At 71.9% G+C, this 15,637-nt stretch carries 7 protein-coding genes; 2 read left to right on the top strand and 5 right to left on the bottom strand.

Annotated elements, in window-relative coordinates; all coding sequences use genetic code 11:
• Positions 1 to 44 precede the first annotated feature (44 nt).
• Entirely contained in the window at positions 45 to 581 is a 537-nt protein-coding gene (locus DL990_RS29830) for a hypothetical protein (RefSeq protein WP_125800656.1), read from the top strand.
• Positions 582 to 723: 142 nt separating this feature from the next.
• Complete coding sequence (locus DL990_RS29825) at positions 724 to 1,347, top strand: hypothetical protein (RefSeq protein WP_125800655.1); 624 nt, start codon at positions 724 to 726, stop codon at positions 1,345 to 1,347.
• A gap of 108 nt (positions 1,348 to 1,455) precedes the next feature.
• Here the strand turns inward: DL990_RS29825 and DL990_RS29820 are convergent, their stop codons facing one another.
• From DL990_RS29820 to DL990_RS29800, 5 genes are read right to left on the bottom strand one after another with little or no spacing between them, the layout of a single operon-like run.
• Positions 1,456 to 2,499, bottom strand: a complete 1,044-nt coding sequence (locus tag DL990_RS29820) for a 3-deoxy-7-phosphoheptulonate synthase (protein ID WP_125800654.1) — start codon at positions 2,497 to 2,499, stop codon at positions 1,456 to 1,458.
• Positions 2,486 to 3,892, bottom strand: coding sequence for a DHA2 family efflux MFS transporter permease subunit (locus tag DL990_RS29815; RefSeq protein WP_125800653.1), 1,407 nt, complete (start codon positions 3,890 to 3,892; stop codon positions 2,486 to 2,488). Before DL990_RS29815 ends, DL990_RS29820 begins: the two co-directional genes overlap by 14 nt.
• On the bottom strand, positions 3,889 to 13,845 hold the full coding sequence (locus tag DL990_RS29810; protein WP_125800652.1) for a non-ribosomal peptide synthetase: 9,957 nt from the start codon (positions 13,843 to 13,845) through the stop codon (positions 3,889 to 3,891). The genes DL990_RS29815 and DL990_RS29810 overlap by 4 nt, the downstream gene beginning before the upstream one ends.
• On the bottom strand, positions 13,839 to 14,615 hold the full coding sequence (locus DL990_RS29805; RefSeq protein WP_125794390.1) for an ABC transporter ATP-binding protein: 777 nt from the start codon (positions 14,613 to 14,615) through the stop codon (positions 13,839 to 13,841). Before DL990_RS29805 ends, DL990_RS29810 begins: the two co-directional genes overlap by 7 nt.
• Positions 14,612 to 15,634: an iron chelate uptake ABC transporter family permease subunit gene (locus tag DL990_RS29800; protein WP_199746660.1), complete on the bottom strand. Its 1,023-nt coding sequence runs from the start codon at positions 15,632 to 15,634 to the stop codon at positions 14,612 to 14,614. Before DL990_RS29800 ends, DL990_RS29805 begins: the two co-directional genes overlap by 4 nt.
• Positions 15,635 to 15,637 lie beyond the last annotated feature (3 nt).

Here is a 15,637-nt window from a genome sequence, read left to right as displayed (position 1 = left end):
GACGAGCTCGCCGGTACCGGTTCGGCGGACGTCCTAGGAGATCCATGAAGTCCGCCCTGATCGCCACCTGCTGCGCCGCCGCACTCCTGCTTTCCGCCTGCGGCGAGGAAGCGGCAGGGAAGACCGTCCGAGCCGATGGCACCATGGCGCCAGGCAGCGAGCTGAAAGTCGGCGAACGCGCCGTCGTCCCGTTCAGCGACGCGGGCAAGTCCGGCACGATCGCGATCACCGTCAAGTCGGTCGAGATCGGGCCCAAGGAGGACCTCGCCGGGTTCAAGGACAAGGGCGAGGGCACGCTTCCGGTCTACGTCCGGATGGTGATCGAGAACGTCGGCGGCACGGACCTCGCCGACACTTCGGTGTCGGTGCGCGCGGTGGACGCGAACGGCAAGGGCACCAAGGTGATCATGGCCGGCGGCACCGCGGCCTGCAAGGGCGAGACGGCGCCGGAGAACTTCAGCACACCGGGCGCGACCTACGAGACCTGCGACACCGAAGGCGTCAAGGACGGTAGCGAGGTCGGCGGCGCGTCGTTCGGCGGCGACGGTTACAAAGACGACCCGATCACCTGGAAGAAGTGAACGGCACCCCATTAAGCCGAACAGCGTAACCTTTTCGTAACCGTTCGTGGTGCGAATGGCCCACACCGTTCTACTCCCTCATCGACTACGGTGCGTGGCGAGAACGCCGGAGCAGGATTCGGCGGGGAGTCCGAGGAGATCCATGAAGTTCGACCGCATCGCCCTGTCCGCCACCGGCTGCGCCGCCGTGCTGCTGCTTTCCGCCTGCGGCGGCAAAGAGGAGTCGGGCAGCCCCGCTCCCGCCCCGGCGCCCGCGCCGACGACGGCCGCGGCGTCCTCGCCCGCGACCAGCGGCACCGTCCCGGTCTCGAACGCGGACGCCACCGCGCCCGGCAGCGAACTGAAGGTCGGCGAGCGCGCCGTCGTCCCGTTCAAGTACGGCAACGACAAGTCCGGCACCATCGCGATCACCGTCAAGGCGATCGAGCTCGGCCCGAAGGAAGACCTCGCCGCGTACGGCGACAAGGCCAAGGGCATGACTCCGGTGTACATCCGGATGACGGTGGAGAACGTCGGCGGCACAGACCTCACCTACAGCACGGTGCGGCTGCGCGCGGTCGGCCCGAACAACAAGAGCACCGGCGTGATCATCACCGGCGAGACCCCGAAGTGCCAGTCCGAGTCGGCGAAGAAGGACTTCAAGACCGTCGGCGCGACCTACGACACCTGCGAACTCCAGGCCGTCAGGGACGGCGGCGAGGTCGGCGGCGCGACCTTCGGCGACGGTGACGGGTACAAGGACGACCCGATCATCTGGAAGAAGTAAGGCCCTCGCGGTACGTGAAGGACCCCTTCCTTGCGTCTAGCGCAGTGAAGGGGTCCTTCACGTACTGGGGTCCCGATCGATGGCCGAGGCGCTGGAAGCCCGCCGCATTCAGAGGGCTGAATGCGAAGAGCGTCCAGGGGCGCTCAACCGCCGCACCGCGTTCGCGCAGGCGAGGGACTCCAGCAGCGGAACGGTCCGCTCCCAGCCCAGACAAGCGTCCGTGATGCTCAGGTCGGGCCGCGGCGGCGTGGACCCGACGTCCTGCCTGCCGTCGGAGAGGTACGACTCGATCATCACCCCGGCCAGCGCGTCGTTGCCCGCCGAGATCTGGTCCGCCAGGTCCGCGACGACCACGGGCTGCCGGTTGTGGTCCTTGCCGCTGTTGCCGTGCGAGGCGTCGACGACGAGCCGGTGCGGCAGTCCCGCGGTGGTCAGCGCGTCGAGGGCGTCCGCGACGGCGTGGGCGTGGTGGTTGGGTTTCGGGCCGCCGCGCAGGACGAGGTGGGCATCCGGATTCCCGGCGCTGCGCTGGATCCGCGGGCGGCCGTCGGCCGCGGCGCCGGGGAACACGTGGGGCAGCGCGGCCGCCCGGACCGCGGCGACGGCCGTGTCCAGCCGTCCCGACACGCAGTTCTTCATGCCCATCGGCATCGGCAGCCAGGACGCCAGGTGCCGGTGCGGCTGGCTGGCGACGGTCCGCGCTCCGATCGCGCCCCAGCTGATGGTGTCCGCGAAGTAGGGCGCCAGGAACGGATCGACGAACTCGTACGCCAGCGGCAGCCCGGTCGCGGCGGCGTCGTCGAGGAACCTCCGTCCGATGCGGACACCGGCGGCGAGATCGCCTTTGCCGTCCAGGCCGGGGTCGGGTACCAGACCGGTCCAGCCCGCGATCGTCCGCGGTTTCTCCAGGTAGGCGCGCAGGACCACGACGAGGTCGTCGGCGAACCGGCGAGACGCCTCGGCGAGCCGGTGCGCGTATTCGAGCGCGCCGTCGGTGTCGTGCACGGAACACGGGCCCACGACGACGAGCAGCCGGGAGTCCCGCCTGGCGAGCACGTTCGCGACGGTTTCGCGGTGCCGGACGATCTCCTCCGGCACGAAGCCGATCGTGACCACCTCGGCCGGACTGGGCAGCTGGTCAAGCATCCGCATGACCTCTCTTCTTGTCGGGGGCGGCCACCCCGGTCCGGGGCAGCCGCGTCGCACCGGCGACCGCCACGACGGCGAGGCCGAGAACACACCAGAAGGCGTCGGCGAAGACCGGGGCGACGTCCGGGCCGCGCGCGGCCAGCCGGGCCTGCAGCACCAGGGCCAGCACCGCGGTGCCGATCGAGCCGCCGAGCGTGTTGAGCAGGTTCAGCGCCCCGGCGGCACGGGGCAGCCGGGCGGGTTCGACCCGGCGGTAGACGATCGTCATCACCGGCGCACCGATCAGCGCCGCGCCGAAACCGCGCAGCAGCAGGGAAACCACGATCACCCAGTCCGGGAGACCCAGGCCGAGCTGGGTGAAGGGTGCGGTGCCGAGGGCGACCAGCCCGATCCCGATCAGCACCAGTGTGCGTGGCGAAAGCCGGTCGACGAGCCGGTTCACCAGCACCGACCCGGCCGCCGCGCCGATGCCCTGCGGCACCAGCAGCAGTCCGGTGTCCCATGTGGACAGTCCTGCGCCGCGTTGGAGGTAGAGCGGCAGCAGGAACATCGTGCCGAACACCGACGCGCCGAGCAGCACCAGCGCCAGCGCGGCGACCCCGAACGGTGGCTTCGTGAACAACCGCGGATCCAGCAGGGGTGCTTCGGCCCGCAGACCGTGCCGTACGAACGCGGCGAGCATCACGACGCCCGCCGCGACGCCGATCCCGGCGACCACCGGCGAGCCCTGTTCGAACCAGGTGAGCCCGAAGACCAGCACCGCGAGCCCCGGGGAAAGCAGCATCGCGCCCCGGAAATCGAACCGCTCACCCTTGCCGCCGGGTTCGCCGGCCGGGACCCAGCGCCGCGCCAGGACCACGGCCGCGACGCCGACCGGGAGGTTGACGTAGAACAGCCACGGCCAGTCGGCGACGGCGAGGATCGTGCCGCTCGCCAGCGGGCCGAGCACCGGCGACAACAGCGGCACGAGCCCGACGACGCTGATCACGCGGCCGATCCGGTCCGGTCCGGCGGCCCGCGCGAGCAGCGCCTGCCCGATCGGCGGCAGCAGGCCGCCCGCGAGTCCTTGCAGGACACGGAAAGCGATGAGCGCGGGCAACGTCGGCGCCAGCGCGCACAGCAGGGACGCCAGCAGGAACACGACGACGGCGGTGAGCCAGACGCGGCGGCCGCCGAACCGGTCGGCGAGCCAGCCCGACGCCGGCACCGCCGTGACCACGGCCAGCAGGTACGCCGTCGTCACCCATTGGACGCCGGTGACCGGCGCGCCGAACTCGTCGGCGAGGGTGTCGACGCCGACCGAGACGATCGTGCTGTCCAAGGTCGCCATGAACGTGCCGAGCACCAGGACGGCCGCCGTGCGCCACAGCGCGGCGTCGATCGGGCGCGCGGTCACCGTTCACCCACGAACCGGGCGGCGTCGCCGTCCAGCCAGGACGGCAGTTCCCGGAGGAAGCCGACGAGATCGCCTGCCAGCGACCGAGCGTCGGCGTCCCTTGCGTACAGGACGCCTTCCCAGCCGTGCTCGCCGGGAACGACGGTGACGCTCACCGGATGGTGCGTCCGTTCCCGGAACCTCGTCCCGGTGACGGTCAGGCCGGGCGCGGGTTCGCGCAGCTTCGCCGGATCCACCGGGTAGTTCTCGAACACGAGCAGGCTGTCGAACAGCCGCTCGCGGCCGGCGAGCGACGCGAGTTCGGGCAGGCCCATCCGGTGGTGCGCGGCCATCGCCTGTTGCCGTGCCTGCACATCGGCGAGGGCCTCGGCGACCGTCCCGGTGAACCGGGCGCGTACCGGGACACTGTTCGCCAGCAGGCCGATGATCTCTTCGACACCGTCCACATCGGACGTCCGGTTCGAGGTCATCACCCCGAAACTGACGTCGGGGCGCCCGGCGTGGGTCGCGAGAACGGCCGCCCACGCGCCCTGCAACAGCGTGTTGACGGTGAGTCCGCGCGACGAGCCCAGCCTGGTCAGTTCCGCGACCAGCTGACCGTCCACAGTGAACAGCGCGGGTTCGTCGGATCCGCCGGTGCGCGGCAGGTGGTCGCCTTCGGGCAGGCCGTCGAGTTCCGCCCGCCATGCCCGGACGTCGGCGGAGTGGTCGGCCGCGGCGAGCAGCCTGGTGTACCGGGTCGGCGGAACCGGCTCCGGCAACGGCTTTCCCGCGTACAGCGCGAACAGTTCGCCGAGAATCCGTGGCGCGGACCAGCCGTCGGACAGCAGATGGTGACTGGTCAGCACGAGGGTCTGGCGGCCGGGTCCGTGCCGCAGCACGGTGACCCGCCACAGCGGGCCGCGGGCAAGGTCGAACGGCTCGGCGAGTTCCTCGTCCGACGCGGCATCCATTTCGGACACGTCACGGACGCGGAAACCGGCCCGCGGTTCGGTGGGAATCACCTGGACCTCGTGCGACGGCGGGAACACCGCGCCCAGGTTCGGCTGCCGTCGCACCAGCGCCGTCGCCGCCGCCCGCAAAGCCTCGACGTCGAGGTCACCGGACAACGTGAACGCGGCCTGCACCGGATACGGGTCCTCTTCCGCCGCGCGGGACTCGCGCAGGATCACCTCCTGCAACGGCGTCAGCGGCAGGACCTCGCCGGGGCCCGGCATGTCGGCGGCGAGCGCGTCCAGTTCGCGACGGAAACGCGCACCGAGCACGGCGATCTCGTCTTCGGTGAACAGCGCGGACGGCCAGGTGAAGCGGACACCGAGCGTGCCGCCGTCGGGGACCATCGCGTTCACCGTCAGCGCGTACGGCAGAGGCATTTCCGCGCCGCCGCCGGAACCGAGCGGATCGGCGTCCGGCGGCCGCTGCCACAGGGTCTCCTCGATGGGAGCCTCGGGGAATCGGCCGAGATAGTTCCAGGCGATCTCGGGCCGTGGGCCGTCGACGCCGAGGATTCCGTGCCCGAGGCCGTCCCCCGCCGCGCGCAGATGGTCACGCACGGCCCGCAGCGCGTCCGGCAGCGGTCCGGCGGGCGGGGCGATCCGCGCGGGATGTACGGCGGTGAACCAGCCGGCGGTCTGCGCCAGGTCGACCGTTCCCGCGAAGTCCGGCGTGTGCCCCGGCCGCCCGTGACTCTCGACGGCGACGAGCAGATCGGCCCCGGTCCCCCGCCAGGCGGCGACGGCCCGGGCGAGCGCGGTCAGCAGCACGGTGTCCGGGCCGGTGCGGTAGGCCGTGGGCAACGCGGTGAGCACGGCGTGGGTCGTGTCCTCGCCGATGTCGACCCGGTGATGGCGGGCGGTCGCCACGGTGTCACGTGCCGGATCGAGCCGGGTGCGGCCGAGCGTGGTCACCGGCGCGGCGGCGATCCCCCGCCAGTAGGGCAATTCGTCATCTCGATGCGGCGCGGCGGCGCGCAGCGACCGCGCCCAGCCGAGGAACGACTGCCCGCGCCGGTGCAGGGTGTTGCCGTGGAAGGCCTGTTCGACGTCGTCGAGCAGCACGCGCCAGGTCACCGCGTCGGCGACCAGGTGGTGCGCCACCAGCAGCAACCGTCCTGGCCGCTCGTCCCCCGCGTCCACCAGCACCGCCCGGAGCAGCGGGCCGGTGCGCGGGTCCATCCGTGCCACGATCTGTTCGAGCTGCGCGTCCAGCGCCGCACGCGGATCGCCGGGCGCGCGGACGGCGGTGAGCACGTCGGCACCGGTCACGGCGCCGACGTCCGGGACCCGCAACACGTCCTCGACCAGATGCGCGCGCAGCACGTCGTGGCGGGCGAGGACGGCGTCGAGCACCGACCGCCAGCGGGCGACGTCGTCCGCCGAAGGCACGCAGATCTCGATCCACTGGCAGAACCCGTCGGCCGCTTTCCCCGCACGCAGCAACAGATCGCGCATGATCGGCGTGAGCGGGGCGTCTCCGACCGCGTGGGCCTCTTCGGCCCGTTCGGGTTCACCACAGCGGGCGGCGATCCCGGCGACCGTGCCACCTTCGAGGACGTCGCGAGCCGTCAGGTTCAGCCCTTCTCGACGAGCGCGGGAAACCACCCGCAGCGAGGCGATGCTGTCCCCGCCCGCGTCCAGGAAGCCGTCGTCCAGGCCGACGTCGGGGCCGAGCAGGTCACGGACCACCCGCAGCAGCACGGCTTCCGCCGGGGTGGCGGGTTCACGCCCGCCATCCGACCGGGCTTCCGGCGCGGGCAGCGCTGCCCGGTCCAGCTTGCCGCTCGGACCGAGCGGAAGCCGGTCCAGCGCCACGAACGCGGTCGGCACCATGTACGCGGGCAGCTCCGCGGCGAGGTACTCGCGCAGCGCGGCCGCATCCGGTTCGGCGCCGTCCACGGGGACGACGTAGGCGACCAGCCGGTCCTCCCGGACGATCACCGCGGCGGCGCGCACGTCGTCGTGCGCGGTCAGCGCGGTCTCGATCTCGCCGAGTTCGATCCGGAACCCACGCAGTTTGACCTGGTGGTCGGCGCGGCCGAGGAAGACGATCTGCCCGTCCGGCCGCCAGCGGACCAGGTCGCCGGTGCGGTACATACGCTCCCCCGGCGGCCCGAACGGGTCGGCGACGAACCGTTCGGCGGTGAGCGCCGCCCGGCCGACGTAACCCTGGGCGAGCTTCGGCCCGGCCAGGTACAGCTCGCCGGTGACGTTCGTGCCGACCGGGAGCAGCCCGCCGTCGAGCACGTACGCGCGGACCTCCGGATCCGGACGGCCGATCGGGAGCGGACCGGGATCGGCCGGGTCGTAATGCCAGGTGACCGAGTTGATGGTGACCTCGGTCGGCCCGTAGGCGTTGAACAGCGCCCGCCGGTTCCCCCAGCGCCGCGCCAGCTCCGGGTCGAGCCGTTCGGCGCCGACGACGAAGAACACGTCCGGGTCGACGGTGGCGTCGTCGGGCATCGCGGAGAGGAACGAAGGCAGCAGGTTGAGCCCGGTCACGCGGTGTTCGGCGGCGTAGGCCAGCAGGTCGTCGCCGGAGATCCGCACCTCCTCCGGCGCGATCACCGAGGTGCCGCCGGACAGCAGCGGCAGCATGAACTGCCAGAAGGCGACGTCGAAGCTCGTCGAGGCGAAGTGCAGGTACCGCTCGGCGGTCCCGATCCCGACGATGTCCTCCTGCAGCGCGATCAGGCTCGGCACGCCGCGGTGCGGCACCGCCACGCCCTTGGGTTTGCCGGTGGTGCCGGAGGTGTAGATGACGTAGGCGAGCGCGTCCTCACACGATGACACAGCGGGATCCGTGTCCTTTATGGACAGTACGTCCGGGCTCACGACAGGAAGACCCTCGACGTCCGAAGTGGACACGACGGCGGCGGGTTCGATGTCGTCGAGCATGTACGCGAGCCGGTCGGCCGGGTAGTCCGGATCCATCGGCACGTGCACCGCGCCCGCCTTGATCACACCGAACAACGCGACCACGAGGTCGACGTCACGGCGCAGCAGGACCGCGACCGGGTCCTGCGGTTTCACTCCGGCGTCGATCAGCGTGTTCGCGAGCCGGTTGGCACGGCGGTCCAGTTCGGCGTAGGTCAGGCTCCGGTCGCGGCACACGACGGCTTCGGCGTCCGGCGTCTCCCGGACCCAGCGGCCGAACTCCTCCAGCATGCCGCCGCGTTCGCGCTTCGGTTCCGGGCCTTCGCCGAGACGCAACATCGCGCGTTCTTCGCCGGCGTCGAGTGCGCGCAACCGGGCGACCGGCCTGGACGGATCGGTGACGATCTCGGTCAGCACGGCGCGCAGCCAGCGGCCGTAGGACTCGGCCTCCTCGCGGGTGAACGCCTGGGGCTGGTAGCCGAGGCCGACGGTGAACTCGTCGTCGGGCAGCACGATCACCGTGAGCGGGTAGTGCGTGGCGTCCGTGATGTCGACCCCGACGAGGTCCAGCCCGGGCGCCAGGGTGGTGCGGGAGCGGCTGGAGAGCGGGAAGTTCTCCATCACCAGCATCGTGTCGAACAAGTCGCCGACGCCGGCCACGCGCTGGAGGTCCGGCAGTCCGGCGTGATGGTGATCGGTGAGCCGGACGCTTTCGGTGTGCACACGTTCCAGCACGGTGGCCGCGGTGTCGGCGGCGTCGAACCGCACCCGCACCGGGATCGTGCTGCCGAGCTGCCCGATCATGCGCTCGACGCCGGGAACGTCGGCCGGGCGACCGGAGACAGGGCAACCGAAGACGACGTCGCGGCGGCCGGTCAGCCTGGCGAGCAGCACACCCCAGGCGGTCTGGAACACCGTCGTCGGGGTGATCCCGCGTTCGCGGGCGAAGGCACGCAGCCGCTCGCTGAACTCCCCGCCCAGTTCGACGGTGACGCGGTCCGGACGCTCCACAGTGGACTCGACACTCGCCGGGGCGAGCCGGGTTCCCTCGTCGAGCCCGGCCAGCGCCTCGCGCCAGGCCTCCAGTGCCGCGTCCGGATCGCGTTCTCCGAGCACGCGGTGGTACTCCGAAAGCGGCGGTGCGACCGGGGCGGCCGGGCCGCCGCCGAGTTCGGCATAGGTGGCCAGCAGCGTGCGGCCGACCAGTGGCATCGACCAGCCGTCGAGCAGCGCGTGGTGGTTGGTGAGCACCAGGCGGTGCTCGTCCGGGCCGAGGGTCAGCTGCAGGAACCGGATCAGCGGCGGGGTCGCCGGGTCGAACGGCCGCGCGAGTTCGGCGCGGCACTCGGTCTCGACCTGCTCCGGTGAGACCTGCGCGAACCGCCAGTCCAGGGTGACCTCGGCGGGCACGACCTGGACGACTTCGCCCGCGTCGGTGGTGTGCAGGTGGACGCGCAACGCGGGATGCCGCCTCAGCACCTCCGCCGCGGCCTCCCGCATGCGGCCGGCGTCGAGCGCGCCGCTGAGCAGGGTGACGGCCTGCACCACGTACACGTCGGTGTCTTCGGTGCCGCGCGCCAGGGTGTGGAACGAAAGCCCGGTCTGCAACGGGGTCGCGGGCAGCACGTCCTCGACCCGGCCCAGGCGTTCGAGCGTGTCGATGTCGGCCTGGTCGAGGCCGACCAGCGGCAGATCCGACGGCGTGAGCCCACCGCCGTCCGGTCCGATCAGCGCCGCGTGCGCGGCCAGGGCCTCCAGCGCTCGCGACCAGGCTTCCTGGAGCGCCGCAACGCTTTCCTCCGGCAGGACCTCGCCTGCCGCGGTCCATTCGACGGCCAGCAGGGGGCGGCCGTCCTCACGGACGAAGCAGTTCAGCGCCAGTACCTGTTCCAGCGATTTGGCGTCCGGTTCGGTGACCGCGAACGGGTCCTCCTCCGGCAGCCGCCAGCCGGTGCCGGGCAGCGCGGCGAATCGGCCGAGGTAGTTCAGGACGACGTCCGGCCGCGGGACGGCGGCGAGTTCGTCCCGGGTGAGCGGGTCGAGGTAGCGCAGGACACCGAAGCCGATGCCGTTGTCCGGGACGGCGCGTTTGGCCTCCTTGGCCGCCCGCACCAGCTTTCCCGCCGCGTCGCCGCCTGCGAGCGCGCTGCCGAAGTCCGTGGTCGCCGCCACCGCGCCGGCGGCCACCCGCAACGGATGTTCGGCGGTGAACCAGCCTACGGTGCGCGAGAGGTCCATCCCGTCTTGATCCCGGCCGTGTCCTTCGAGGGACACGGCTTCCGCCTCGACCGGTGCACCCCGCCACGCTCGAAGGGCGAGCACCAGCGCGGCGAGCAGGACGTCGTCCGGTCCGGCACGGTAGGCCGAGGGCAAACCGTTGAGCACCGCGTCGGTCTGCTCCGGCGAGGCGAGCGTGACCGAACGCCGCGCGGTCGCGACCGTGTCCACGGCCCGATCGAGCGGCCGGTGGCCGAGACGCGGGCCGTCGAGCGCGCCCCGCCAGTGCTCGAGTTCGCCACGTCGGGCGCCGGAAGTCCCTTGCTCGGCAAGGCGAAGCGCGTGCCGGCGCCACGACGTCCCGACCGGTTCGAGCGGTTCACCGGCGCACGCGGCGCGCAGGTCCGGCAGGAGGACCCGCCAGGAGACGCCGTCGATCGCCAGGTGATGGATCACGATGACGAGGTGATCCGGCAGCAGCGCGACCCGGAGCACGCCCTTTCGAAGATCAAGGGATGCGGCCAGCTCCGCCGCGACCTCGGCCGGTTCGCCGGTCGTCTCGATGACCACGTCGGACGCCTTCACCACGCCGCGTTCCCGGACCCGCAATTCGTCATCTACTTGCAGCCGAAGAGCATCGTGGTGGTCAAGGAGCGCTTGCACGCCTTCGATCAGCAGGCCGGGTGGAAGGTCCTCGTCGAGCCGGATCGCGGTCCATTGCGTGTATCCGGCGACGGTCGTGACGTCCGGATGCGGGTCGAGCAGGGCACGGACGATCGGAGGGGCGGGCACCTCACCGACGGGTTCGTCCGGCGGTGCGGCCGGGCCGCCGATCTCCGCGCTCGCCGCCGCCAGTGCTTCGAAACTGCGGCGGGCCAGCAAGTCACGCGGGCGCAGGTCGAGTCCGTGCGCGCGCAGCCTGCTGCTGACGCTGATCGCGGTGATGCTGTCGCCGCCCAGTGCGAAGAAGTCGTCGTCGACGGCCACCTCTTCGACGCCGATCACCTCCGCGATGGTGGCGCACAGCAGCCGTTCGCGTTCGGTGGCCGCGGTCCGGCCCGCCGCCGCGCGCGGGGCGGGCAGCGCGGCCCGGTCGATCTTCCCGTTGGAGGTCAACGGAAGCGTGTCGAGCACGACCACAGCGGCGGGCACGAGATGCTCGGGCACCCGCCCGGCGAGCTCGGCGCGGACCTCGTCCGGGACGACCTGCCCGACGACGTACCCGACGAGCCTCGGCCCACGCACGGCGGCCGCCGCCGCGCGCACTCCCGGTACGGCGGCCAGCGCGGCCTCGACCTCGCCGAGTTCGACGCGGTGTCCGCGCACCTTGACCTGGCCGTCGCGGCGGCCCAGATACTCCAGCCCGCGACCGGGCACCCAGCGGACGAGGTCTCCGGTGCGGTACATCCGGTCACCGGGCGCGCCGAACGGATCGGCGACGAACCGTTCGGCGGTCGCACCGGGGCGTCCGAGATAGCCGCGCGCCAGATGCGGTCCGGCGAGGTACAGCTCGCCCGGTGAGCCCGCGGGCGCGGGACGCAGCGCGGCGTCGAGTACTCGCACCGCCGTGCCGGGTACCGCGGTCCCGATCGTCGGTTCCCCGGTGTCCAACCAGGATCCGGCACCGTCCACAGTGGCCTCGGTCGGACCGTACATGTTGCGGGCGCGGACACCCGACTCCACGACCCGGCGCCACAGCGCGGGCGGAGTCGCCTCGCCGCCGAGGACGAGGAGCGCGGGCGGGTGCGGGCCGTCGAGCAGCCCGGCGTCGACGAGCGGCGCGGCCATCGACGGCGTGGTGTCGACGACGTCGATCCGGTCGCGGGCGAACGCGGCCAGCAGTTCGTCGGCGTCACGCGCGACATCGGTGCCGTAGACGTGGAGTTCGTGCCCGAACAGCAGCCACATCAACTGGTCGAGCGCGGAGTCGAAGGCGAACGAGTAGGTGTGCGCGACCCGGAGCCGCCGGCCCGCGGCGCGTTCGGTCTCGGCGACCGTGGTCGCGCGGTGATGACGCAGCAGCGTCGCCAGTCCGCCGGCCCGGCCGAGGACGCCCTTGGGGCGGCCGGTGGAGCCGGAGGTGAAGATGACGTACGCGAGATGGTCCGGGTGCCGCGGCACGTCGAGCGGCGAGGAGTCCAGTGTGGACAGATCGGTTTCACTCAGCAGCAAATGCGGCCCGGGCACGATCTCCGCGTCGACGGCGATCGTGAGCACCGCACCGGCTTCGGCGGCGAGTTCCCGCAACCGTTCGACGGGATGGGCGAGATCCAGCGGCAGGAACGCGGCCCCCGCGTCGAGCACCGCCAGCAGGGCGACGACGAGGTCCGCGGATCGCGGCAGGGCCAGCGCGACGACGTCATCGGGACCGACACCGCGGGAGCGCAACGCCCGGGCGAACCGGTGTACGCGCGTGACGAGTTCGCCTGCGGCCAGCCGTTCGCCGCCGAAGACCAGAGCGGTCTGTTCGGGATCGAGCCGGTCCAGAAGTTCGGATACGTCAAGGAGTTCGCCGTCCGGCGCGGGTGTCGTCCACGCCTGGAGCAACGCGTCCCGCTCCCCCGTCGGAACGAGGTCGGCGCCACCGACGGCCGGGCCGTCCGGTTCGGTCAGCGCGGTGATCAGGCAGCGCAGCGCGGTCAGCTTGGCGTCGACGGCGGCCTGGTCGTGGGTCCGCGCGTCGACCTCGAAGCCGAGCAGCAACCCGCCGTCCGAGGTCGGGAGAACCGACAGGCCCATGTCCTCCGGCGGTCCACCGGCGACGTTGCGCATGGTGCCGTGCGAGCCGGCGAAGTCGAGCTTCAGGTCGAACGCCTTGAGGTTGATGCCGCGGCCGTGCAGCAGCGCCCCGGCACCGGGCACCGCCAGGTCCTGCGGCAGGTCCTCGACGCGATACCGCTGGTGCGTGCGCATCTCCTTCAGCGCGCCCGCGACCCGCGCGGTCAGCTCGGCCGCCGAATCCACCGGGAGCACCGTGACCCGCAGCGGCAGCACGTTGACCGCCATCGCCGGGGTCCGCAGCGCCGCGCCTTCGCGGCACATCAACGGCATCGCGAACACGACGTCGGTCCAGCCGAGCACGCGGTGCAGGAAGGCCGCGTAGCAGGCGATCAGGGCGTCGCCCCAGGTCGTTCCCGCGCGCTTTCCCAGCTCGCGCAACCGGGCCACGTCCGAAGCGGGCAGGATCGATCGGGCGGTCACCGTGCTTTCGGGAGGCCCCGACGTGCCACCGCCGTCGTCGATATCCGGCAACGGCGTGAATCGCTCGCGCCAATACGCCCGATCCTGCTCGAACCGTTCACTCTCGCGATATGAGCGATCGGCCTCGACGAGATCGGCGAACCGCGCGAACGTCGAGGGCGGCACGTCCTTGCCCAGGACCGAAGCGGTGTAGCGAGCGGCCGTCCGGCGCGCGAGCATCGCCGCGGTGTAGCCGTCGAACACGAGGTGGTGCCCGAGCTGGGTGAACCACACGTGCGACTCGGAAAGCCGCAGCACGAGATGGGCGAACAGCGGCCGGTCCACCATGTCACGGCACGCTTCGGCGACCCGGCGGCGTTCGGTCTCGACCCGTGCGTGCGCCGCGGCCACCGGATCGGCCTCACCGCGCAGATCCACCACCTCGGGCGGCGGCACCGCGTCGTCCGACACCACCTGACATGGCCCGTCCGCCGTCTCGAAAACGCGCAGCCGCAGGCTGTCGGCCTCCTCGGCGGTCGCGCGGATCGCCTCGGTCAGCGCCTCGACGTCGACCGGCTTTTCGCCGACGATTTCGATGACGTCGCCGACGACGTAGTACAGCGAGTCGGGCTCAAGCCGCTGCGCGGTCCAAATGCCCAGCTGGGCTCCGGTGAGGTTCAGCATGAGGGCACCACCATCGGGGTTCCGGTCACCGGGTCGGGCACGACGACACTGGGGAGATCGAAGACCTCCTTCATCAACTCGGCGTCGACGATGTCGGCGGGAGCGCCTTCCGCGACGATCCGGCCGTCGCGCAACGCCACGAGGTGATCGGCGTACCGGCAGGCCTGGTTGATGTCGTGCAGGACGGCGATCACCGTGCGGCCCTCGTCGCGCAGGCGCGCCAGCAACCCCAGCAGCTGGTACTGGTGCGCGATGTCGAGGAACGACGTCGGTTCGTCGAGCAACAGGTACGGCGTCTTCTGCGCCAGCACCAGCGCCACCCACACGCGCTGACGCTGTCCGCCCGAGAGTTCCTGCACCGGCCGGTCGGCCAGCCCCGCCACCCCGGCCGCGGTCATCGCGTCGAGCACCGCGCGTTCGTCCTCTTCGGACCACGACGCGAACAGCGACTGATGCGGGAACCGGCCGCGTGCGACCAGCTGCCGGACGCGGACGTCCTCCGGCGCGACCGGGTCCTGCGGCAGGAAACCGAGTTCCCGCGCCAATCCCTTGCCGTGGAAGGAACCGACGTCCTTGCCGTCGAGCAGGACTTCGCCTTCGGCTGGCCGCAGCAGCCGGACGAACGCGCGCAGCAGCGTCGACTTGCCGCACGCGTTCGGTCCGACGACGGCTGTGAACGCCCGGTCGGGCACGTCGAGGGTGAGCCGGGTCGACACCACCCGGTCGCCGTAGCGGAGGGTCAGGTCCCGAGCGGTCAAGCGGGCACTCATGTGCGCCGCACCTCCTTGGTGAGCAGCCAGATCAGGTAGCCGCCGCCGATCACGGTGCTGATCACACCGACCGGCAGCGCTTCCGGCGCGAGTAACATCTGGGCGGCCAGATCGGCGGCGGTCAGCAGCACGGCACCGGTGAGGGCGGCGGGCAGCAGGCCGATACCGGGTGTGCGGGCCAGCCGCCGCCCGATCTGCGGGGCCGCCAGCGCGATGAACGCGATCGGCCCGGCGACGGCGGTGACCGTGGCAGTGCAGCCGACCCCGATCAGGACCAGTACCAGCCGCAGCCGGTCCCACCGGACGCCGGTGGTGACCGCCAGTGCCCCGCCGAGCCCGGCCTGGTGCAACGCCGGCGCCCTGGTGAACAGCACGACGAACAGCACGGCGAGCACACCGAACGGGATGGCGACGTCGTCCCAGCCGACCCCGTTGAGGGAACCGGCGTTCCAGCCGACGGCCGCGATCGCGATCTCGAGTTCCGCGCGCAGCACGATCCACGAGTTGAACGCGGTCAGCATCGCGTTGATCGCGATGCCGATCACGATCAGCCGCAGCCCGGACAGCCCGCCGCCGAGCGACAACGCGTACACGATCGCCGCCGTGAGCACGCCGCCGACCACCGAACCGACGGTCAGCTGCGTCGACGTCCCCGAAAGCACGGTGATCGCGAACAGCGCTCCGGTGTACGCGCCGGCGTCGAGGCCGATCACGTCCGGGCTGCCGAGCGGGTTGCGGGTGATGTTCTGGAAGATCGCGCCCGCCAGCCCGAGCGCGGCGCCGAACACCAGCCCCGCCAGCACCCGCGGCAGGCGCCATTCCCGGATGACCACGCCGGGACCGCCACCGGAACCGGTGAGCGCGGCGAACACGCGGGCGGGACTTGCCCACGCCGCGCCGTAGCAGAGGCCGAGCAGCGTCAGCCCGGCGATGACCACGATCATCGCCACGAAGAACCAGAGGGTGCGGCGTTCCAGCCGGGCGGAGAACCGCCCGCGCCGCAGGACGAGTGTGCTCACAGT

Origin of the sequence: Amycolatopsis sp. WAC 01416 (assembly GCF_003947485.1) — a bacterium.
GTDB lineage: Bacteria > Actinomycetota > Actinomycetes > Mycobacteriales > Pseudonocardiaceae > Amycolatopsis.
Note: the sequence above shows the minus strand (reverse complement) of the source record. Positions and strands in the feature narration are given on the sequence as shown.

Bases quoted from the DNA above. Each gene is read 5' to 3' on its own strand.
- DL990_RS29825 (WP_125800655.1), top strand. From the start codon at position 724: ATGAAGTTCGACCGCATCGCCCTGTCCGCCACCGGCTGCGCCGCCGTG.
- DL990_RS29820 (WP_125800654.1), bottom strand. From the start codon at position 2,499: ATGCGGATGCTTGACCAGCTGCCCAGTCCGGCCGAGGTGGTCACGATC.
- DL990_RS29810 (WP_125800652.1), bottom strand. From the start codon at position 13,845: ATGCTGAACCTCACCGGAGCCCAGCTGGGCATTTGGACCGCGCAGCGG.
- DL990_RS29830 (WP_125800656.1), top strand. From the start codon at position 45: ATGAAGTCCGCCCTGATCGCCACCTGCTGCGCCGCCGCACTCCTGCTT.
- DL990_RS29805 (WP_125794390.1), bottom strand. From the start codon at position 14,615: ATGAGTGCCCGCTTGACCGCTCGGGACCTGACCCTCCGCTACGGCGAC.